The following is a 20,273-nucleotide window of genomic DNA, read 5'->3' on the forward strand; positions in this document are numbered from 1 at the left end:
AGTTAGGTGCCGCCCTCACGATTTGGATACGATGGAAGCGGCACTCTGGTACGTGTTGACCGGAACGCGGGGCGGCTCGAACCGCGTCCGGCTATTGCGGGCGCTCGACGAGCGCCCGCGGAACGCGAACCAGCTGGCCGAGGATCTCGATCTGGACTACAAGACGGTGCGACACCACCTCGACGTCCTGATGGAAAACGGCGTCGTCGAGAGCAGCGGTGACGACTACGGCGCGGTCTACCTGCCGACGCCGCGGGCACGCCAGCACTGGGAGACGATAGAAACGATCATGGAGCAAACGGATGACACGTGAACGGCGGCTCCGATCGCCGGATCGGCGCGAAATTCGGAACGAATTTGGGAAAGCGGTTATACCCCCACACCCGATAGCAGGTGTACGATGAGTTTCTGGTTCGACGTGGCACGGTTCTCCGCGGGGCTGAACGTAGCCCTGCTCCTCGCGCTCGTCTGGGTGTGGGGACGGAACTACCTCCAGTTCCGGTCGAAACACACCCTCGGACTGGTGATGTTCGGCGGGTTTCTGCTCGGCGAGAACGCGCTCGCGCTCTACATCTATCTGGTCGATCCGATGCTGTCGGCGTGGTTCGCGAGCGAGGCGGTCCCTCCGGTCGCCTGGCGGGCCATGATGGGGCTCCACGTGCTCCAGACGGTCGGACTGCTGTTTCTCGTGTGGGTCACGTGGGACTGAGGGCGACGACCGACACCGGTCTCCAGTCCCGTTCCGCGCATGGCTCGTCCCGATCACGGATCGAGAACCCCCGCAGCCTGAGCGACGCCGCCGCACCCCGATCGTTTCCACCTCGTCACGGCCCGGATAACCGCCTCCTCCTCGTCGGGGGCCGGATAGCCGTCTCAACGGCCGATCCGGTTCGGTTTCGGAACGAATTTGGGTGGGAAGACGGCCGTAGTTCGGCAAATCGCTTTTTATATCCTCTCGGTCGACTCTTCCATGCGCAACAGCGCATTCACATCGGCGATGGTGATCGTGCTCGTCGTGTCGGCAGTCGCCGGCGCGGCGGGCGCGGTCACGGCACAGAGTACGGACCAAGCGACGAGCGTGAGCTTCTCCGGCGGAACGTCCGGCGGGTCCACGGTCGTCGTCGACGAAGTCCGCGTTCCCGACGGCGGGTTCGTGACGATCCACGACGGCACGCTGGCCGACGGCGACGTGCTCGGCAGCGTCGTCGGCACGAGCGCGTACCTCGAGGCCGGGACACACGAGAACGTGACCGTCGAGCTCACCGACGAGATCGACACGGGCACGTTCCACGCGATGGCCCACCGGGACACCGACGACGACCGCGCGTACACGTTCGTCTCCTCGAACGGCGGGGCCGACGGCCCCTACACGGTCGACGGCGAGATCGTGATGGAGAACGCGGAGGTGACCGCGTCGGCGACCGTCGAGGCGGTCGACCAGCCCACCGAGGGTAGCTCGGTCGTCGTCGACCGCGTCGAACTGAGCGAGGGCGGGTTCGTGACGGTCCACGACTCCTCGCTCGGCGACGGCGCGGTCTTCGAGAGCATCCGCGGCACGAGCGAGTACTTGGAGGCCGGCGTCCACGAGGACGTTCGCGTCCGGCTCGACGACCCCCTGACCGAGAACGACTCGCTGTTCGCGATGGCTCACCGGGACACGAACGACGACGAGACGTACGACTTCCCCGCCACCGAGGGCGAGGCGGACGGCCCCTACCTCGACGGCGGCGACGAGATCGTGATGGCCGGCTTCGACGCCGACCTCGACGACGAGGCTCGCGCGACGTTCGCCGCACAGGCGAGCGGCGGCAACGCGGTCGTCGTCGACGAGGTGTACCTGCCTGACGGCGGGTTCGTGACGATGCACGACTCCTCGCTCGGCGACGGCGCGGTCTTCGAGAGCATCCGCGGCACGAGCGACTACCTCGAACCCGGCATCCACCGGGAGGTCGTCGTCTCGCTCGACGACCCCCTGACCGAGGACGACTCGCTGTTCGCGATGGCCCACCGTGACACGAACGACAACGAGACGTACGACTTCCCCGCCACCGAGGGCGAGGCGGACGGGCCGTACACCACCGACTCCGGCGACGTCGTGATGGACGACGGTGCGGTGACCGTCTCCGCGAGCGTCGCCTTCGACGGGCAGACCGCCGGCGGAACGACGGTCACCGTCGACCGCGTCGACGTGAGCGAGGGCGGGTTCGTGACGATCCACGACGCGTCGCTCGCCGGCGGTGCGGTCTTCGATTCGGTTCGCGGAACGAGCGAGTACCTCGAACCCGGCGTTCACGAGGACGTCGTGGTCGAACTCGACGAGCCGATCCGCGACACCCACCGGCTGGTCGCGATGCCGCACACGGACTCGGACGACGACCGGGCCTACGACTTCGTCGAGACCGAGGGGGAGAACGACGGCCCCTACCTCGACGGCGACGACGAGATCGTGATGGTCGACGCGACGGCACAAGTCGCCGCGTTCGTCGAGGCGGCCGCCCAGGAAACCGACGGCGAGACGGTCGTCGTCGAGGACGTGACGCTTCACGACGGCGGGTTCGTGACGGTCCACGACTCCTCGCTCGCCGACGGGGCGGTCCTCGAGAGCATTCGCGGCACGAGCGGCTACCTCGAACCCGGCACACACGCCGCGGTCGAGATCACGCTGGACGACCCGCTGACGGAGAACGACACCGTTCTCGCGATGGCCCACCGGGACACGAACGGGAACGAGGCGTACGACTTCCCCGCCACCGAAGGCGCGGAGGACGTGCCCTACACGGCCGCCGGATCGCCGGTCATGTCGCCGGCCGAGCTAACGGTCACGGGCGGTGACGGCATGAACGGTGAGGACATGAACGATGAGGAGATGGACGGTGAGGACGCGGACGGCGAAGACATGGACGGAGAGATGAGCGACGACGGAGCGATGGAGGGCGACGACACGAACGGTGACGACGGCATGGACGGCGAGGAGATGACTGACGACGGGGAGATGACTGACGACGGGGAGATGAGCAGCGATGGGACGACGGCGGACGAAACGACTGACGACGACACGCCCGGGTTCGGCGTCGTCGTCGCGCTCGTCGCGTTGATCGCGGGCGCCCTCGTGGCACGCCGGCGGTCGTAGGAACCGGGCGAGAACGACCGGGAAGCGAACCACGTCCGACTACCTTCTTTTTATACTTCGGGGATCACGGTACCGCGTGACACGATCGATTCCTGAATTCGGTCCGATCCGTACAAACGGACGTAAACGGCCGCTTCTTCACGATCTATCGATCTCACCGATGAGATCGGTGGCGACAGATTTATATATCTAACGCGCTTACTGATAGTTATCGAATCGGGCGCACCCGGCCCTCGCATTTTCGTCGGGAGTTCGATCGGAGAACACCCAATGACAGAGACACGCATTCGACGGTACGAGCGGGACGAGGCGATCGACGGAGCCGCCGCTTCGGAGCGAACGGACGGGGAGACCGTCGAGACCGAATCGACGGAGAAGAGCCGAGTCACGAGCTGTCCGGAGTGTACGGGCCGCCTCGTGACGGACACCGAACACGGCGAGACGGTGTGTGAAGACTGCGGGCTCGTCGTCGAGGAGGACTCGGTCGACCGCGGACCGGAGTGGCGAGCGTTCGACTCGGCAGAGCGGGACAACAAGTCCCGCGTCGGAGCCCCGACGACGAACATGATGCACGACAAGGGGCTCTCGACCAACATCGGCTGGCAGGACCGGGACGGCTACGGGAAGTCGCTCTCGAGCCGCCAGCGGCGACAGATGCAGCGGCTCCGCACCTGGAACGAGCGGTTCCGCACCCGGAACTCGAAGGAGCGCAATCTCAAGCAGGCGCTCGGCGAGATCGACCGGATGGCCTCGGCGTTAGGGCTGCCGGACAACGTCCGCGAGACCGCCTCGGTCATCTACCGCCGCGCGCTGGGCGAGAACCTCCTTCCCGGCCGCTCCATCGAGGGCGTCGCGACCGCGGCGCTGTACGCGGCCGCCCGCCAGGTCGGGAACCCGCGGAGCCTCGACGAGTTCACCGCGGTCTCGCGCGTCGACAAGATGGAGCTCACCCGGACGTACCGCTACGTCGTCCGCGAGCTCGGTCTGGAGGTACAGCCGGCCGACCCCGAGAGCTACGTCCCGCGGTTCGTCTCGCGGCTCGACCTCCCCGAGGAGGTCGAACGCCTCGCGCGGGAGCTCCTGGGAAGCGCGAAGGACGCGGGGATCACGAGCGGGAAGTCGCCGGTCGGGCTCGCGGCCTCGGCCGTCTACGCCGCCGCCCTCCTGTCGAACCGGAAGGTGACCCAGAGCGAGGTGAGCGAGGTCGCCGACATCTCCGAGGTCACCATCCGCAACCGCTACAAGGAGCTGCTCGAGGCCAGCGACCACCTGACCGCGTAGACCCGGCGGCGAGGACGCCTCGTCGGCGAGGATTCCCGGCAACCCCGGCGAGGACTCTCCGGCAACGGGAGAACCGTGTGGAGCGTGACCGCGTCACGTACGTTTTTAATCCGACGGGCTGTACGTGCCCCCATGGTCGAAGCGTTCGTCAGGCTTGTGTGTCCGGAGTGTACCAAGGAGTGGCAGGAGAACCCGGCCGAGCTGCCCGGACTGCGAACGAACTTCAGCTGTTCCAGCTGTCACGCGACCCGGCGGCTCACCGAGTTCATGCGGACCGAGCGGGACCTCAAGGCGGTTCGACAGTTCCAGTGACTCGGGGCCGGGCGACGCTCCGAGACCGCCGAGAGCTATATAGACGGGTGGTGTGGTAACTAGACTCAGGATAGTAATATAAGCCTCCGGTAGCAAAGGACGGTTACTCATGAAGAAACAGGAGCTCATCCACCTTCACGGCCTCCTGGCCGAGGTACGAAAACAGTGCGAGTTCTGGGACGACGACCTCGACCTCGACGCGTACGAGGAACTCGGCGTCAAGCCGACATCGATCCACAAATCGAAGACGGACCACAAGGCGGCTGTTTTTAAACTGACCGAGGGGATCACGGAGCCGATGGAGGAGACGGAGTCGGAGCCGCTGGCCCCCACCGCGGACTGAGACTCGTCGAGTAGCTACCGTCGTTCGTTACGTCTCCAGTGACGACCACGTCGGCGAGCGGAAGTCACCCGTCCTCGTCGGTCGCCGACGACGCTTTCGTCGTTTCCTCCTCGTCGATCTCCTCGACGGAGAGGACCTTGAGCGGGATGTTTCGAAGCCGCTGGCCGATCTCCTTTCTGGCGATCCGCCTGGCGTGTTCGTCGCGATCGACGTTGAACACGTCCATCCGGAGCTCGAGCGCGACGAGCGCCTCGTCGGCGGCGATGAACGCGGGCGGCAGGTCCTCTCCCGACGGCGAGGTGCGGCTTCCCATGTCGATCTCCACGTAGTTGAGGTCCGGATTCAACATCTCACCCGTCTTCGAGACCGCGATCCGGACCGCCTCGTCGGCGGTCTCCACGTCGTACACGGGAACGGCCGCCTCCACGACGACTCGACAGTCCATCACGTGAAGACGTACCGTGCGAACGAGTATGAAGGTTCGGCCGCGGAGCGGTCCCCGCCGCCTCGGGGGATCACTCCCCGCCGGCGCGGAGGTAATAGAACACGTACGTCTGGGCGTATCCGGCGTACTCGCCGCCGAACCGCTCGCGAATCGCGCGGGACGTCTCCGCGTACGATCCGCGGTCGCAGTCGGGGTAGTACTCCTCGATGGTCGTGTTGATCCACGTGTCGAGCGGGACCGCCTCGAGAAATCCCAGAGAGAAGAGCGCGACGCAGTCGGCCACCTTGTCGCCGACGCCGACGAACCGGGTCAGCGACTCCCGCGCCTCCTCGTACGGGAGGCCGATCGCCTCGCGCGGGTCCGCCTCCCCGGACGCGACCATCTCCGCGGTCCGCCGGACGTAGGGCGCTCGATACCCGAGCGAGAGGTCCCGGAGGTCGGATTCGCTCCGCGCCGCGAGCTGCGCCGGCGTCGGAAACGCGCGATACGTCTCCCCGTCGAGGTCGACGGCGTCCCCGTACGACTCCCGAAGCCTGCGTTGCATCCCGTGGATCCGGGCGACGCGCATCTGTGCCGAGCAGATGAACGAGACGAGACAGGGGAACGCCGGGTCCCGAACCAGCCGCATCCCCTCGTATCGGTCGTAGGCCCGCTCCAGCAGCGGGAGGTCGGGCGTCGCGTCCCGGATCGCGTCGAGGTCGTCGTCGAGTCGGAGCAGGTGGGTGAGAAGCGGCACCGCGTCCGTCGACGCCTCCCACTCGAGCGTCCCGTCGTGAACGCCGCCGACCTGGCGGACTCGGAGGGGAACCCGCTCGTCCGTGACGTCCGGGATCGGGGCGACGACGGTTTCGTACCACTCGTCGCCGCCGTGGGCGTGGAGGTCCTCGTAGGTTCGACCGTCGGCGCGGTTCCACAGGTAGCTCTGTCCGCTCTCGACGGTCGCCTGGAGGTCGAAGGGTCCGGCGAGGTCGGCGACGTCGATCGCTCCTCGTTCCATCGGATCCGCGGAAGCGACGCGAACGTATCCGGGTTTCGGTACCCCGGATCGCCGACGAGGACCGAGCGGGAGGAAAACCCGGATCCGGACGCGGCGGCGAAGGGGCTTTTCCCGTCGACGCCCTACGTCCGCCATGCCGACGTACCGCCGGAGCACCCGGATCGCCGCCCCCATCGACGACGTGTGGGAGTTCCACTCCACGGTCGACGGGCTCCTCGAGTTGACGCCCGACTGGATGAACATGCGGATCGAGGCCGTCGAGGGGCCGGACGGCGAGCGCGACCCCGGCGTGTTGACGGCGGGTTCACGGATCCGGATGTCGATCCGACCGTTCGGCGTCGTCCCCCGCCAGCGGTGGATATCGCGGATCGTCGAGCGCGAGCCCGAGGGAACCGCGCCGGTCGAGGGAAGCGCCTACTTCGTCGACGACATGGTCGACGGCCCGTTCCGAACCTGGGAGCACACCCACGCCTTCTACGCCGACGGCGACGAGACCGTGCTCACGGACACCGTCGAGTACCGGCTCCCGTTCGGCCCGCTCGGCGAGGCGGCGGGGCCGTTCGCGAAGATCGGCTTCGAGGGGATGTTCCGGGACCGACACCGTCGGACCGCCGACCGCTTCGACGCGGAGTGACCACAGCGGAGCCGACGTCGGGGAGCGAACCGGGGCCGAACCGAGGTCACCAGACTACGGCGATACCGTTGGAGGCGGCGTCATCTCGAGGTCGAACTCGAAGACCGCCCCGTCGTCGTTGCGGACGTCGACGGTCCAGTCGTGGGCCTCGGCGATGCGGTCCACGATGGCGAGGCCGATGCCGGAACTGTCCGCGGTCGAAAACCCGGAATCGAACACGGAGTCGCGGACGTCCGGCGAGACGCCGGGACCGTCGTCCGAGACGTACATCCCCACGACGCCGTCCGCTCCGACCCGCGGACCGACCTCGATCTCGACCTCCGGCCCGCCGTGATCGACCGCGTTCCGGAAGAGGTTCTCCAGGGCCTGCCGGAACCGTCCGGGGTCCGCCTCGACGCGTCCCGTTCCCTCGGCGACCGTGAGCGTCGCGTTCGGGGCCCGGACGGACCCCCACGCCTCCTCGGCGAGGGAGGCGACCGGAACCGACTCCGTCTCGCCGATCGTCTCGCCGCGTCGTGCCAGCATCAGGAGGTCGTCGATGAGCGTCCCCATCCGATCGACCGCGTTCTCCATCGCGTCGTAATGCGACGGCCGAACGTCGTCGGCCGCGAGATCCAGATAGCCGGAGAACACGTTGAGCGGGTTCCGGAGGTCGTGTGAGACGACCGCGCTGAACTGTTCGAGCCGTTCGGCCTGGCTCCGGAGTTCCGTCCGCCGCTCGTTGCGCGCGACCGCGGAGGCGATCAGGTCCGCGAGCGTTCTGTACAGGTTCACCTCCCGTTCGGTCCAGGACCGGCGGTCGTCGACCTCGAAGGAGACGATCCCGGTCAGCTCCCACTCCGTGACCAGCGGCACGTGGACGGTCGCCGACGGAGCATCCTCCGGGTCAGAGGCCGGGGTCGCCCCTCCGTCGGTCGAGACCGCGGGGACGGAGACGTTCTCGAACGTCGACAGCCGATCCGGCTCGGGAAAGTCGTCGAACGCGCGTGTCGTGGGCGCGAACCCGTCGGGAGACCAGTGGTACTCCGGGGAGAACCCCTCGTCATCGTCGAGATAGCAGACGATGCGATCGAGTTCGGCCCGCTCCCCAACGCTCTCCATCGTCCACTCGATCTTCGTTTTCACCTCGTCCGAGCGCGTGCTCATGAGCGTCGTCGCGGCGTCCAGGAGGACGGTCGTGAGCCGTTCGAGGTCCGGGTCGGAGAGCCGACTCCGGGCGGGACCGATCGTCTCAGCCAGCCTCGCGACGAGCGGGTCCGATTCCGGGTTCGAACCGGAGAACGGCCCTACGGTGTCGACGGCGCCCGCGCGAAACGCCGTTCGGACCGCCTCCGGCTCTCCCTCCGGAACGACCACCACGCCGGGGAGGCGCCCGAACGGATCCGACGAGGCGGCGGTTTCCTCCACCGCCGAGGACAGGACCGAGGCCGTCGTCACGACTCCACAGGCATCGGCGAGCCGGTCCGCGTCCGCGTCGTCGGCCGAGAGCGATCCGGGATCGGCTCGGTGAACGGCCGGAGCGTCCGGACCCGGAAAGGCGACCGCCGCCGCGGCGGTTACCCGATCGAGGACCGGAGAACCCGCGTCGGCGTGGACGACGATCGAGCGCCGATTCATGTCCGCGAGTTCGCGTCTCGTCACTTGAACGTTGAGACCCGAGTATCGGCATTGAAAACCGGCTCACCGGGATCCCGTCGTCGTGAGGTAGATCCCCGCGAGGACGATCACGCCGCCGACGACCGTGAAGCGGGTCGGCGTCTCGCCGAGAAGCACCAACGCGAGGATCGTCGCACCCACGGGCTCCCCGAGCAGCGACACCGAGACGACGCTCGACTCGAGGTACCCGAGCGCCCAGTTGACCACGGTGTGTCCGAACAGCCCCGGCCCGACCGCCAGACCGAGGAAGACCGCCCACTCCCGGGGAGGATAGCCGGAGAGCGGGTGTCCCTGCGCGAGGACGAGCGCGAAAAGCGACGCCGTACAGACGCCGTAGACGACGACCACGTACGGGACCAACGCGAGCCGCTGTCGCAGCGATCGACCGGCGAGGACGTAGCCGGCGGCCGTCACCGCGCCGAAGAGCGCCAGCGCGTTGCCGTAAAGCGGTGCCGGGCCGACGAGGACGCCGCCGAGGAAGTCCCCGAACGACATGGCGACCATCCCGGCCACGGCGATCCCGATCCCGACGGCGATCCGGCGGGTCACCCGTTCGCGGAGCAACAGCCACGCGCCGAGCGCGACGAACACCGGCTGCGCCTGAACGAGGGTGACGCTCGCGGCGACGCTCGTCCACTCGAGGCTCTCGAACCACGCGGCGAAGTGTATCGCCAACGCGACGCCCGACAGCGTCGCGAAGCCGAGGTCGCGCCGACCGATCCGGCCGAACTGCTCGCGATACCGCCACGCGGCGACCGGAAGCAGCGGGAGAGTGGTGAAAAGCACGCGGTAGAAGGCGGCGACCGAACTCGGCGCGTCGCTCCACCGGACGAGGATCGCCCCCGTACTGACCGCGAGAACCGCGGTCGCGAGTCCCACCTCTGGAGGCACCCGGGGAGCGGTTCTGCTCGAGGTCACACGCTCGCTTTCCGTCGAACCCGGTTACCGCTTTCGGGAGGTCGACGGAGGTTTGAGTCGCGGAGTCGAAGCGGGCGACATGTGCTCTGACACCTTCGGCGTCGGCGTGCGCGTCACCGAGGCGGAGCTACGGTTCCTCGTCCGCGTCCCGACGGACATCGACTCGGGATGGACCGACCCGGAGGCGTTCCAGTCGCTCGTCGCGGAGGTTGTCTGGGAACGGCTCGACAGGCGGTCCGTCCTCGAGACGATCGCGAACGAGTACGACACCGGAGACACGGTGACGCTGGGGACGGTCACGCTCGATCCCGACGGCTCGGTCGTCGATCACGACCTGACGGTTCCGGGGCGATTCGACGACGAGGAAGCGTAGCCGTCGCGTGCGTCACTCCTCCGAGATCCGATCCGGGTCGTCGTCGGAGACGGCCGCGAACGCGACGCCGATCGCCGCCATCCGAACCGGATCGTACGCCGTGAGGTCGTATCGCGTCGATCCGACCGTCTCCGTCCACGTGTCGAGCACGCCGAGCGAGACGAGCCCGGACAGCGTCGCTCCGAGCGTTCGCGGCGTCGTCTCGGGGTCGGAGAGTGCGGCGTGTACCTGCTTCGACTGCGGATAGTTCCGCGAACAGGACTCGATGCCGCGCTGGGCCTCGGCCCAGTACCGTCGCGTGTACCCGAACGTGGTCGGGTCCTCGCGTTGGAGCCGGTCGATCGCCGCCATCGATTCCGGATCGATCCCCTCGATCTCGTCCGCGCGCTCCAGAGTCGCCGGCAGCGCGGAGGCCGAGTCCGCCGTGAGCGACCAACCGACCGTGAGCGAGTCGGCCGCGGACCCCGTCGCGACCGCGTCGATCACCCCGAGGGCCGCCTCGGAACCGCGCGCGGCCGCGAACGGCGCGAGGTCGTCGAGTATCACCCGCGGTCCGGAGCCCTCGAACTCCGCGAGCGCGTCGGAGACCGTCTCGACGATCAGGTCGGTCTCGGCGTCCGATCCGAGTACCGTGTACGCGAGACGCCGGTCCGGAAGGACCTGCGTGGTCGCCGTCGCGGCCGCCCCACGGGCGACGTCGCTCGCCACGACGACGGCCTCCCGCCGCGGTGGTTCCCCCGCGCGACCGTTCCACGCCCGCCTCCACGCCTCGAGATCCGTCCCGAACAGAACCGAGACGACGGACCCTCCCGCCATCCCGTCCCGAACGGACGGCGACCCGGAAGAATCGACCCGGATCGTTACGTCGACCTCACGCGTCGTCGGGACGGTCATGAACATGTTGTCTTCAAACAGAAATACCATAAACTTACTGGTGAGACAATCAATTTTGAGATCGCCACCGATCGAGATCCCCTGAAGGAACCGACGTTCCGCTACCGGTCCGAGCGATCGGTTCGCGGAGGGAGTGCGTGTGTCGGTCTCACTGGAGGCGTCGCGTCGAGTTCACCGATCGACGGCCGTTCGGCTCGGCACCGGTTTAACGAGGGACGACGCGGAGATACGTCTCAGCGTCGAACGAATGAAGTATGAGTGGCGAGGCGGCGAACCGCGGTTCCCAGAGGATCGCTCACTCCAGTACTTCCCGGTACGCGGGTGGGCTTAACTTCCGTGTTCGGAACGGGTACGGGTGTGCCCCCACCGCTATGGCCGCCTTCATGCTGACTCCCGGACTCGAACCGAGACTCTCTCAAGAGAGACCCCTGTGTCAGTGGCTCGTCTTATTGACGACCGTGTATGCGTGCGATCCAGCTACCGCCTGAACTCATACGAGTGTGGAAGGTCCAGTGACCGTATGACTGTGGCTTCGGTCTGTTAGTGCTCGTGGACTCAACGCCTCGTTGCCTCGGCGCGTACATCCCGAGTCTATCTATCTCGTCTTCTACGAGTGACCTCGTCGGTACTTCTTTTCCATGTGGGTTTCGAGCTTAGATGCGTTCAGCTCTTACCCCGTGTCGCGTGGCTACTCGGCATCTGCCCTTCCGGACAACCGATACACCAGTGGCGACCAGTCGTAGTTCCTCTCGTACTATACGACCGTTCACGTCAAGTACCATAACACCCCCAATAGATAGCAGCCGACCTGTCTCACGACGGTCTAAACCCAGCTCACGACCTCCTTTAATAGGCGAACAACCTCACCCTTGCCCGCTTCTGCACGGGCAGGATGGAGGGAACCGACATCGAGGTAGCAAGCCACCCGGTCGATATGTGCTCTTGCGGGTGACGACTCTGTTATCCCTAAGGTAGCTTTTCTGTCATCTACGGGCCCCATTCCGGAGCCTCGTAGGTTCGCTAGACCACGCTTTCGCGTCAGCGTCACTCGTTGGGAATGACACTGTCAGACCATCTTGTGCTCTTGCGCTCTTCGCCGGGTTCCCGACCCGGCTGAGATGATCTTCGGGCGCGCTCGATATCTTTTCGAGCGCGTACCGCCCCAGTCAAACTGCCCGGCTACCGGTGTACTCCTCCCGGAGTGAGAGTCGCAGTCACCGACGGGTAGTATTTCAATGCTGACTCGGCGACGCGCTGGCGCGCGCACCTGTGTACCGTCTCCTACCTATGCTGCACATCGGCGACCACGTCTCAGCGACAGCCTGCAGTAAAGCTCTATAGGGTCTTCGCTTCCCCTTGGGGGTCTCCAGACTCCGCACTGGAACGTACAGTTCACCGGGTCCAACGTTGGGACAGTGGCGCTCTCGTTTATCCATTCATGCAAGCCGCTACTGAAGCGGCAAGGTACTACGCTACCTTAAGAGGGTCATAGTTACCCCCGCCGTTGACGGGTCCTTCGTCCTCTTGTACGAGGTGTTCAGATACCCGCACTGGGCAGGATTCAGTGACCGTACGAGTCCTTGCGGATTTGCGGTCACCTGTGTTGTTATTAGACAGTCGGAGCGCCCGAGTCACTGCGACCTGCTCTGCAGAGAGCAGGCATCCCTTCTTCCGAAGGTACGGGACTAACTTGCCGAATTCCCTAACGTCGGTTCTCCCGACAGGCCGTGGCTTGCGCTGCCAGAGCACCTGTTTCGGATCTCGGTACGGACATCATGCTCGTCTTTTCACGGGCCCTATGTACGGCTGACTTACGCTATCTCGCGCTTCTCTCGCTTCTTACCGTGACGGTCTCCACGAGGTTCCACGATTCGACCGGGCGAACGCCCGGCTCAGCGGTCCACACGGCGTCGACTTTTATCGCATGATGGCACTGGAATCTTAACCAGTTTCCCGTTGACACAGTCGAGTTGCGGTGTGTCTTAGGACCGGCTGACCCTCGGCTGAACGGCAGTGCCGAGGAACCCTTGCTCATCAGGCCGTCGAGGTTCTCACCCGACTATCGCTGCTACTGTGACCAGGATTGTCGTTTCTGAACGGTCCACGCGAGCTCTCGCCCGAGCTTCCATCCGAACAGAACGCCGACCTACGCGGTTATCCTTTCACGGATACGGCCAGGTCTCGGTGGTAGATTTGAGCCCCGATCATTTTGGGCGCCTCAAACCTCGGCCGGTAAGCTGTTACGCTTTTCTTAGAGGGTAGCTGCTTCTAAGCTCACCTCCCGGCTGTTTAGGGCTTGAGACCACCTTCGAATCGCACTTAATCTACACTTTGGGACCTTAACCCGGCTCTGGGTTGTTCCCCTCACGGTACACAGGCTTACCCCGCGCACCGGACTCCCATCGTCTACGACGCCTGCGGGTTTGGAGTTCGACAGGATGGCCGACTCCTCTCGGAGGCGGGTCATCCAATCGGTAGCTCTACCCCGCGGGCTATCTCGGATGAGGTCATGCTTCGACATGTTTCGGTCGGAACCAGCTGTTGCCAGGCTCGATGGGCCTTTCACCCCTATACACGAATCACGAGAGGATATTGTAGGATACCACCTCTAACGGGCCTCCACGTGGCTTTCGCCACGCTTCACCCTGCTCGCGTATAGATCGCCTGGTTTCGGGTCGCACCCGAATGACTCCCCGCGTTTGGACACGGTGGCCCTCGTACCGAAGTACTGCGGCCGTATCGGTTTCCCTGCGCCTTCCTCGGTTCACGAGTTAGACTCGCCATTCAAGTGCACTCCCTGGGTCGTTTTTCAAAACGCACGACACGACGCCGGCTCGATTCTCTTCCTACTGGGAGATCGCTCTCCGGTCGTTTTGAGAATCGCCTTCTACGCCCTGTCGCTCGATCGCCAACTGATTTCAGGCCCTATTGCACCGCCCTTCTCGGGGTGCTTTTCAGCGTTCGCTCACGCTACTTGTTCGCTATCGGTCTCGAGGAGTGTTTAGCCTTTCCAGGGGATGCCTGGAGTGTTCACAGAGGATATCCGACCCCTGCTACTCTGGATTTGACGCCACCGGTACTCTCGCATTCTACGGGGTTGTCACCCTGTTTCACGCTCCGTTCCAGGAGACTTCGAATGCGATTTCGCGGCTTGAGTGTCAACCCGAACACCACATTGGTCCGAAGACCTTCGGTTTGGGCTGTGTCGCGTTCACTCGCGGTTACTGACGACATCGCGATTGCGTTCTTTTCCTCCCCTTACTGAGATGTTTCAATTCAGGGGGTTCCCTATTGCGCGTAGCAATTGTAATACGGATTCCGATTCGGAGATCTCGTGTTCTTTCCCTCCATGCGGGTCCCACGAGCTTTTCGCAGCTTGGCACGTCCGTCGTCGGCTCTCGAGCCGAGCCATTCACCAGCTGGCACAGTAGCCAGTAGTGTGTCAGTGTTCAAAGAACACTGACGGTGTCAGAGTACCTCATAAGAGGTAGTCCGACTGTATGGTTCACTGACGTTCCACGAACTCGTATGAGTTCAGTGGACGTCTGGATCGCACGTATACACGGTCGTCATCGAATCACGCGTGGCAGCGCGTGTTCGTCGAACCCTTCCCATCCGCGGTTTCCCGGGATGGTGCATCGGTCGTCGTGTCCGAACGGTTCGTCGGTACGCCCTTAAGGGGCACGTTTCGAACCGGCCGGACTGACATGGACTCACTGGGATTCGAACCCAGGGCATCCTCCTTGCAAGGGAGGCACTCTACCGCTGAGCTATGAGCCCACCTCTCCATGTGGAGAGGATATGGTCTGGTGTGGGGGGTGTGTAGGTGTGAGCCGTGGACGCTCAAAAGTGTCCGGGCCGGCGGTGACGCGGATTCCGTGTTGGACGCATGCGAAGTGAATGAGTAGTGACCGTTCGTGTGAACGGTCGAAGGTAAGATGAGCCTCCCTGAAGGGAGGTCTCGGGTCTGTGGAGGTGATCCAGCCGCAGATTCCCCTACGGCTACCTTGTTACGACTTAAGCCCCCTTGCGAAGCCCAGATTCGACTCGTGTGACGAGCCTCATCCGGACCTCACTCGGGTGCTTTGACGGGCGGTGTGTGCAAGGAGCAGGGACGTATTCACCGCGCGCTTGTGACACGCGATTACTACCGAATCCAGCTTCATGTGGGCGAGTTTCAGCCCACAATCCGAACTACGATCGAGTTTCTGAGATTACCGTCTCCTCTCGGAGTTGGAACCCTTTGTCTCGACCATTGTAGCCCGCGTGTTGCCCAGCACATTCGGGGCATACTGACCTACCGTTGCCCGTTCCTTCCTCCGTGTTGGCCACGGCAGTCTTCCTACTGTCCCCAACCGCTTCACAGCGTTGCTGGCAAGTAGGAATGCGGGTCTCGCTCGTTGCCTGACTTAACAGGACGCCTCACGGTACGAGCTGACGGCGGCCATGCACCTCCTCTCTGTGGCTCGTGGCGAGGTCATCAACCTGACCGTCATTACCACAGTCGATGCTGGTGAGATGTCCGGCGTTGAGTCCAATTAAACCGCAGGCTCCTCCGGTTGTAGTGCTCCCCCGCCAATTCCTTTAAGTTTCATCCTTGCGGACGTACTTCCCAGGCGGCCTGCTTAGCGGCTTCCCTACGGCACAGCACCCACTCGTAGTGGGAGCCACACCTAGCAGGCATTGTTTACGGCCAGGACTACCCGGGTATCTAATCCGGTTCGAGACCCTGGCTTTCGTCCCTCACTGTCGGATCCGTTCTCGCGACGTGCTTTCGCCATCGGCGGTCCGTCCAGGATTACGGGATTTCACTCCTACCCCGGACGTACCCGTCGCGCCTTCCGGTCCCAAGCCACACAGTTTCCACCGGACGGCCACCCGTTGAGCGGGTGGATTTCCCGATGGACTTGCGCGGCCAGCTACGGACGCTTTAGGCCCAATAAGATCGGCCATCACTCGGGCTGCCGGTATTACCGCGGCGGCTGGCACCGGTCTTGCCCAGCCCTTATTCGTCCACCTCCCTACGGTGGACAAAAGCGCAGGCTCTATGCCTGCGCACTTGGGATCCCCTTATCGCACTGGCGTGCAGTGTAAAGGTTTCGCGCCTGCTGCGCCCCGTAGGGCCCGGAATCTTGTCTCAGATTCCGTCTCCGGGTTCTCACTCTCATGACCCGTACCGATTATTGGCACGGTGGGCCGTTACCCCACCGTCTACCTAATCGGCCGCAGCCACATCCTTCGGCGCCGGAGCGTTTGACACAGTCCTCATTCCAGGTGGACTGTGATATGCACTATTAGCCTCAGTTTCCCGAGGGTATCGTGCTCCGAAGGGTAGTTTGGCCACGTGTTACTGAGCTATTCGCTACGAGTCTGAACTCGTACAACTAGCATGGCTAAATCGGATCCCAATAGCAATGGCCTCCGGCAGGATCAACCGGAATGTGTACCCTCGCGCCTGATTCCCGGCACAAGGGGGGTTATGTTGGCGGGTGTTGACTCGTTGTCAACACACCATTGCATGGTCCAATGTGGAGTCCGCTGTCACCGGCGACCCGGATGACACCGAACGTCCACGGCTCACATCAGATCTCCTCTTACGCCGGAGCGCAGGGGGCGAAATCCTCATGGCGTCGAGTCGGAATGTTCCGACTCAGCGAAACCGGGCCGAGTTGAACGGCCCGAGTTCGCGATGCGTTCTTCGCATTCGGTTCGAATCGGGGTATACATTTAACCCCGTCGGAACGCGTCGACCGGCCGCCGTCGGCGGCCGGCCGCTGCCCCCGCCGCGGGGGCCTTCGCATTCCATTCGAATCGGGGTACACATTTAACCCCGTCGAACCGAACCCGCCACGTCATGCGGTTTCATGGGACGCCTAACCGAGGAAGCGAGACCCGCGATCCGAGTCGACCGGACCGCTGAGAGCGACGCGGATCACGCGGAGTCCGATCGGTATCGCGACCGGATCGGCGACCTCCCGTGTGTGGTCTCGGACGCTCGCGGATACGGATGCGGCTCGCACTCGACTCGCTCGCGGCTCACGCCGCGCACCGGGTCGTTTATACCACGGGCGTTTATAAGGGAGGGGGTCGCATATAAAAGCGAACGATGACGAACCCTGCAGACTCGATCGAGATTCAGAACGTAGTTGCATCGACGGGGATCGGCCAGGAACTCGACTTAGAGGCGCTCGCAGAGGACCTTCCGGGAGCCGACTTCAACCCTGACAACTTCCCGGGGCTCGTCTACCGGACCCAGGAGCCGAAGGCGGCGGCGCTCATCTTCCGGTCTGGTAAGATCGTCTGTACGGGCGCGAAGAGCATCGACGATGTTCACGAGGCGCTGGGGATCATCTTCGAGAAGCTCCGCGGGCTTCAGATCCCCGTCGAGGAGGATCCGGAGATCACGGTCCAAAACATCGTCTCGAGCGCGGACCTCGGCCACAACCTCAATCTCAACGCGCTCGCGATCGGACTCGGATTGGAGGACGTCGAGTACGAGCCCGAGCAGTTCCCCGGACTCGTCTACCGGATGGACGAGCCGGAAGTGGTGATCCTGCTGTTCGGCAGCGGAAAGATCGTCATCACCGGCGGGAAGCGCACCGACGACGCGGAGGGCGCGGTCGAGGAGATCGTCGAACGGATCGAAGGTCTCGGTCTGCTGGGTTGAAGCGGTCCGCGGGGTGCCCGTCAGCCGCCCGTGGAGTCCTCGACGAGAACTTCCTTGACGACGCCGGGATCCTCGAGGAGTTGGTGTTTGGTGTAGCTTCCCTCCGCGCTTCCGCCGCTGTGTTTCGACTGTTCGATGATGTCGAGGAAGGCGTGCTCCTTGAGCAGATCGCGAACCCGGCGTAACGAGAGACTATCGGAGCCCTCCTGTCGACAGATGTTCTCGTAGATCTCGTACACGCGGCTGGTCCGAAACCCGTCCTTGCGTTCGTTGGAAAGCGAGAGCAGCGCGAGCGCCTGGAGGACGTACCGCGAGTGCGGCGTCGATCCGCGGATGAGTTCGCGGAAGCGGTCTGTCTCCGCGCGCTCGCGTGCCTGCGTGACGAACTCCTCTCTGACCGTCGGTTCGCCGTTGGCCTGCGCGATCTCGCCGGCGTACCGGAGGATGTCGATCGCCTTGCGGGCGTCCCCGTGCTCGCGGGCGGCGAGCGCGGCCGCCCGCGGGATCGTCGACGCCTCGAGCACGTCGTCGTGGAACGCGTCGGAGCGGGCCTGCATGATCGCCCGGAGCTGGTTCGCGTCGTAGGGGGGAAAGACGAACTCGCGTTCACAGAGGCTCGATTTGACCCGCTCGTCCATCCGGTCTTTGTACTGGATCTTGTTGCTGATCCCGACGACGCCGAGCTTACAGTCGGTGACCTTCCCGGCCTCGCCGGCGCGGGACAGCTGCATCAGGATCGCGTCGTCGTCGAGCTTGTCGATCTCGTCGAGGATGATCAGGACCACGTCGTACCGCTGGTCGAGGATCCGCCAGAGCCGCTTGTAGTACGTCGACGTCGAGAGTCCCTTGTCGGGGACGTTGATTCCGGTGGCTTCCGGGTCGTTCACGCCCTCGGCGATGGTCTGGACGGCCTGGGTCTCGGTCGTGTCCTGGGCGCAGTCGACGTACGCGAAGGTCGCGTTGACTCCCTCCTCGCCCGCCGTCGAGACGAGTCGCTTCGAGACGTACTTCGCACAGAGGGATTTCCCCGTCCCGGTCTTCCCGTAGAGGAGGACGTTGCTCGGGCTCTGGCCGAAGATCGCGGGATTGACTGCGGTAGCCAGATCGGCGATCTCGTCGTCGCGGCCGACGATCCGACCCTCACCGGGGAGGTGGCTGATCTCGAGGAGTTCCTTGTTGGCAAAGATCGGGTCCTCCCTCGTGAAGAGATCGTCCGCTGCGTCCATAGGTGAGACACCGCGTTTCCGGTGAAATACGTTCTGTTTTCTCCGCCTCGTCACGCGGGTCGTGGACGGACCGAGACGAGTTCGCGAGGAAATCGGGAACGTCCGAGCCGCGACATCGGTTCGGTCAGTACAGGCGAAGGAACGAGCGATCTCGGTGGCGCGCCGGTGAGTGCCCGGAGGGCACGAACCCAACCGCGAGGGACGCTGTGAGCGCGTGGAACGCGTGAGCAGCGAGGCTGGGGAGGTGTGAGGTGCGGGGCTGTGCGGGGCGGGTGGGACTCAAAGGGGCAGCCGGCTCCGAGAGGACGGCCGACGCAAGCAGCGTGGCGCGTAGCGCCACGGGCAGCCGGCGGCGGGGCCGCCGGCGACACCGCAGGAGCGAGCAACGCGAGCGACGAGGAGCACAGCGAGGCCCTCGACTGGAGCCGGCTGGGGCTTTGGTGGTGGTCACCGCGCCAGCAACGAGCCCGTTCTCATCACCCCGATCACTCACGAAACACCCGTACCACTAGCAAACGTGTTCTACCGACCGCTAGGCGCGAACATCTGCGTTGAGGAATAAAAGATCGTAGAGACACACACCGTGTTTCCGGTGAAATGGGGTGATCGGTGGGAGGGGAGGATTCATCGGAAACGAGGTGTGGTAGGAAACGCGGGTCCACGGAGAACGACTCACACGAGACGAACCGACTCGATGGAGCTTCCGAGAACCCGCTGGCACGTCTCGAACCGTGAGAGAGCACTCGAACCAACCCACGGCTCACCGTCTACCCGTAGGAGATCCATCAGGAAGTCTCAGAGAACCGGAACCAGTCGACGTACACGAAACGGCCGTACGTCGCGAGGGATTCAGAACAGCGAGCGGATAGCACCGGACTACTCGACCACGAGAGCGAGGGAATCGCTCCTCACCCCGCCATCGAACCCACACTACGTCAGCGGAATCTGGCCCGAGCACATCCGTTCGAACACACCCGTTCGAGCACACTCGTTCGAGCACACTCGTTCCCACGTCAGCAACGTGAACAGATCTGTCTTTCCGCTGTATCTCGGAGGTGACTACACGTCGTTTGCCTGATGACTACATAGAACTTATTGGAATATTTTCTCGAGGTGTATTTAATAATACTGGTATTTGTCGAGAAGTGGTGGCCAGTGAGGGGTCGATCGACTTCCAGTACAAAGGTCTGCTCCCGGTATCGAGGTCAATTCCCAGTGCGGAACGACATGTTGCTACCGAGAGCACATCGCTCCACGGACACACCGCTACAGAGATACACCACTCCACAACTAGGAGATCTCCCTCGGGAGCTGGACAACCACCACTCCAACCCAAACCCGTTTCACCGGAAACACGGTGTGTCTCTCGACCACACCAGCAACATATTCGCATCCTC

General features: G+C 64.2%; 15 protein-coding genes, 1 tRNA gene and 3 rRNA genes. 9 read left to right on the top strand and 10 right to left on the bottom strand.

Translation table 11 applies throughout. The features are described 5' to 3' along the window. Nucleotides 1-31: 31 nt before the first annotated feature. The 6 genes from AXA68_RS11780 to AXA68_RS11805 all read left to right on the top strand — a co-directional run bounded on the left by AXA68_RS11780 (nucleotide 32) and on the right by AXA68_RS11805 (nucleotide 5,066). Nucleotides 32-313: a winged helix-turn-helix domain-containing protein gene (locus AXA68_RS11780; protein WP_066416970.1), complete on the top strand. Its 282-nt coding sequence runs from the start codon at nucleotides 32-34 to the stop codon at nucleotides 311-313. An 87-nt stretch (nucleotides 314-400) separates the two neighbouring features. After that, entirely contained in the window at nucleotides 401-709 is a 309-nt protein-coding gene (locus AXA68_RS11785; protein WP_066416973.1) for a hypothetical protein, read from the top strand. 288 nt (nucleotides 710-997) lie between these two features. Beyond that, the gene (locus AXA68_RS11790; protein WP_106388653.1) at nucleotides 998-3,130 is read left to right on the top strand and encodes a DUF7282 domain-containing protein; all 2,133 of its coding nucleotides are present in this window, start codon (nucleotides 998-1,000) and stop codon (nucleotides 3,128-3,130) included. A 270-nt stretch (nucleotides 3,131-3,400) separates the two neighbouring features. Continuing rightward, a complete protein-coding gene (locus AXA68_RS11795; RefSeq protein ID WP_066416983.1) occupies nucleotides 3,401-4,411 on the top strand; it encodes a transcription initiation factor IIB in 1,011 nt (336 codons plus the stop codon). A gap of 132 nt (nucleotides 4,412-4,543) precedes the next feature. Beyond that, on the top strand, nucleotides 4,544-4,723 hold the full coding sequence (locus AXA68_RS11800; RefSeq protein WP_066416985.1) for a DUF7836 family putative zinc-binding protein: 180 nt from the start codon (nucleotides 4,544-4,546) through the stop codon (nucleotides 4,721-4,723). 109 nt (nucleotides 4,724-4,832) lie between these two features. Further along, entirely contained in the window at nucleotides 4,833-5,066 is a 234-nt protein-coding gene (locus AXA68_RS11805) for a UPF0058 family protein (RefSeq protein ID WP_066416987.1), read from the top strand. A 64-nt stretch (nucleotides 5,067-5,130) separates the two neighbouring features. Here the strand turns inward: AXA68_RS11805 and AXA68_RS11810 are convergent, their stop codons facing one another. Both AXA68_RS11810 and AXA68_RS11815 read right to left on the bottom strand, forming a co-directional pair. After that, complete coding sequence (locus tag AXA68_RS11810) at nucleotides 5,131-5,511, bottom strand: DUF555 domain-containing protein (RefSeq protein WP_066416990.1); 381 nt, start codon at nucleotides 5,509-5,511, stop codon at nucleotides 5,131-5,133. 70 nt (nucleotides 5,512-5,581) lie between these two features. Then, nucleotides 5,582-6,508: a DNA-3-methyladenine glycosylase family protein gene (locus tag AXA68_RS11815; protein ID WP_066416993.1), complete on the bottom strand. Its 927-nt coding sequence runs from the start codon at nucleotides 6,506-6,508 to the stop codon at nucleotides 5,582-5,584. A 133-nt stretch (nucleotides 6,509-6,641) separates the two neighbouring features. Between AXA68_RS11815 and AXA68_RS11820 the strand changes: the two genes are divergently transcribed. Beyond that, complete coding sequence (locus AXA68_RS11820; RefSeq protein ID WP_066416996.1) at nucleotides 6,642-7,142, top strand: SRPBCC family protein; 501 nt, start codon at nucleotides 6,642-6,644, stop codon at nucleotides 7,140-7,142. A gap of 54 nt (nucleotides 7,143-7,196) precedes the next feature. Here AXA68_RS11820 and AXA68_RS11825 read toward each other — a convergent pair whose 3' ends face one another. Both AXA68_RS11825 and AXA68_RS11830 read right to left on the bottom strand, forming a co-directional pair. Further along, entirely contained in the window at nucleotides 7,197-8,759 is a 1,563-nt protein-coding gene (locus tag AXA68_RS11825; protein WP_066418580.1) for a sensor histidine kinase, read from the bottom strand. Between the two features lie 63 nt (nucleotides 8,760-8,822). Beyond that, nucleotides 8,823-9,716: a DMT family transporter gene (locus AXA68_RS11830; protein ID WP_066416998.1), complete on the bottom strand. Its 894-nt coding sequence runs from the start codon at nucleotides 9,714-9,716 to the stop codon at nucleotides 8,823-8,825. 79 nt (nucleotides 9,717-9,795) lie between these two features. Between AXA68_RS11830 and AXA68_RS11835 the strand changes: the two genes are divergently transcribed. Continuing rightward, entirely contained in the window at nucleotides 9,796-10,089 is a 294-nt protein-coding gene (locus tag AXA68_RS11835) for a hypothetical protein (RefSeq protein ID WP_066417000.1), read from the top strand. Nucleotides 10,090-10,101: 12 nt separating this feature from the next. On the opposite strand, the gene AXA68_RS11840 is transcribed toward AXA68_RS11835, so the two are convergent. From AXA68_RS11840 to AXA68_RS11860, 5 genes are all read right to left on the bottom strand, one after another. Further along, nucleotides 10,102-10,983 carry a hypothetical protein gene (locus AXA68_RS11840; protein WP_232745111.1) on the bottom strand — a complete coding sequence of 294 codons (882 nt, stop codon included), beginning with the start codon at nucleotides 10,981-10,983 and terminating at the stop codon, nucleotides 10,102-10,104. 261 nt (nucleotides 10,984-11,244) lie between these two features. Then, nucleotides 11,245-11,366: ribosomal RNA gene (gene rrf, locus AXA68_RS11845) — 5S ribosomal RNA — on the bottom strand. A 135-nt stretch (nucleotides 11,367-11,501) separates the two neighbouring features. Continuing rightward, a 23S ribosomal RNA gene (locus tag AXA68_RS11850) occupies nucleotides 11,502-14,424 on the bottom strand. Between the two features lie 267 nt (nucleotides 14,425-14,691). Further along, a tRNA-Ala gene (locus AXA68_RS11855) sits at nucleotides 14,692-14,763 on the bottom strand. Nucleotides 14,764-14,953: 190 nt separating this feature from the next. Further along, nucleotides 14,954-16,424, bottom strand: a 16S ribosomal RNA gene (locus AXA68_RS11860). Together the 16S, 23S and 5S rRNA genes with 1 tRNA gene alongside form the textbook arrangement of a ribosomal RNA operon. A gap of 665 nt (nucleotides 16,425-17,089) precedes the next feature. Here AXA68_RS11860 and AXA68_RS11865 point away from each other — a divergent pair. Next, complete coding sequence (locus AXA68_RS11865) at nucleotides 17,090-17,650, top strand: TATA-box-binding protein (protein ID WP_066417002.1); 561 nt, start codon at nucleotides 17,090-17,092, stop codon at nucleotides 17,648-17,650. Between the two features lie 20 nt (nucleotides 17,651-17,670). Here the strand turns inward: AXA68_RS11865 and AXA68_RS11870 are convergent, their stop codons facing one another. After that, nucleotides 17,671-18,876: a Cdc6/Cdc18 family protein gene (locus AXA68_RS11870; RefSeq protein ID WP_066417004.1), complete on the bottom strand. Its 1,206-nt coding sequence runs from the start codon at nucleotides 18,874-18,876 to the stop codon at nucleotides 17,671-17,673. Nucleotides 18,877-20,273 lie beyond the last annotated feature (1,397 nt).

Origin of the sequence: Halorubrum aethiopicum (assembly GCF_001542905.1) — an archaeon.
In the GTDB taxonomy this organism is placed as follows: domain Archaea; phylum Halobacteriota; class Halobacteria; order Halobacteriales; family Haloferacaceae; genus Halorubrum; species Halorubrum aethiopicum.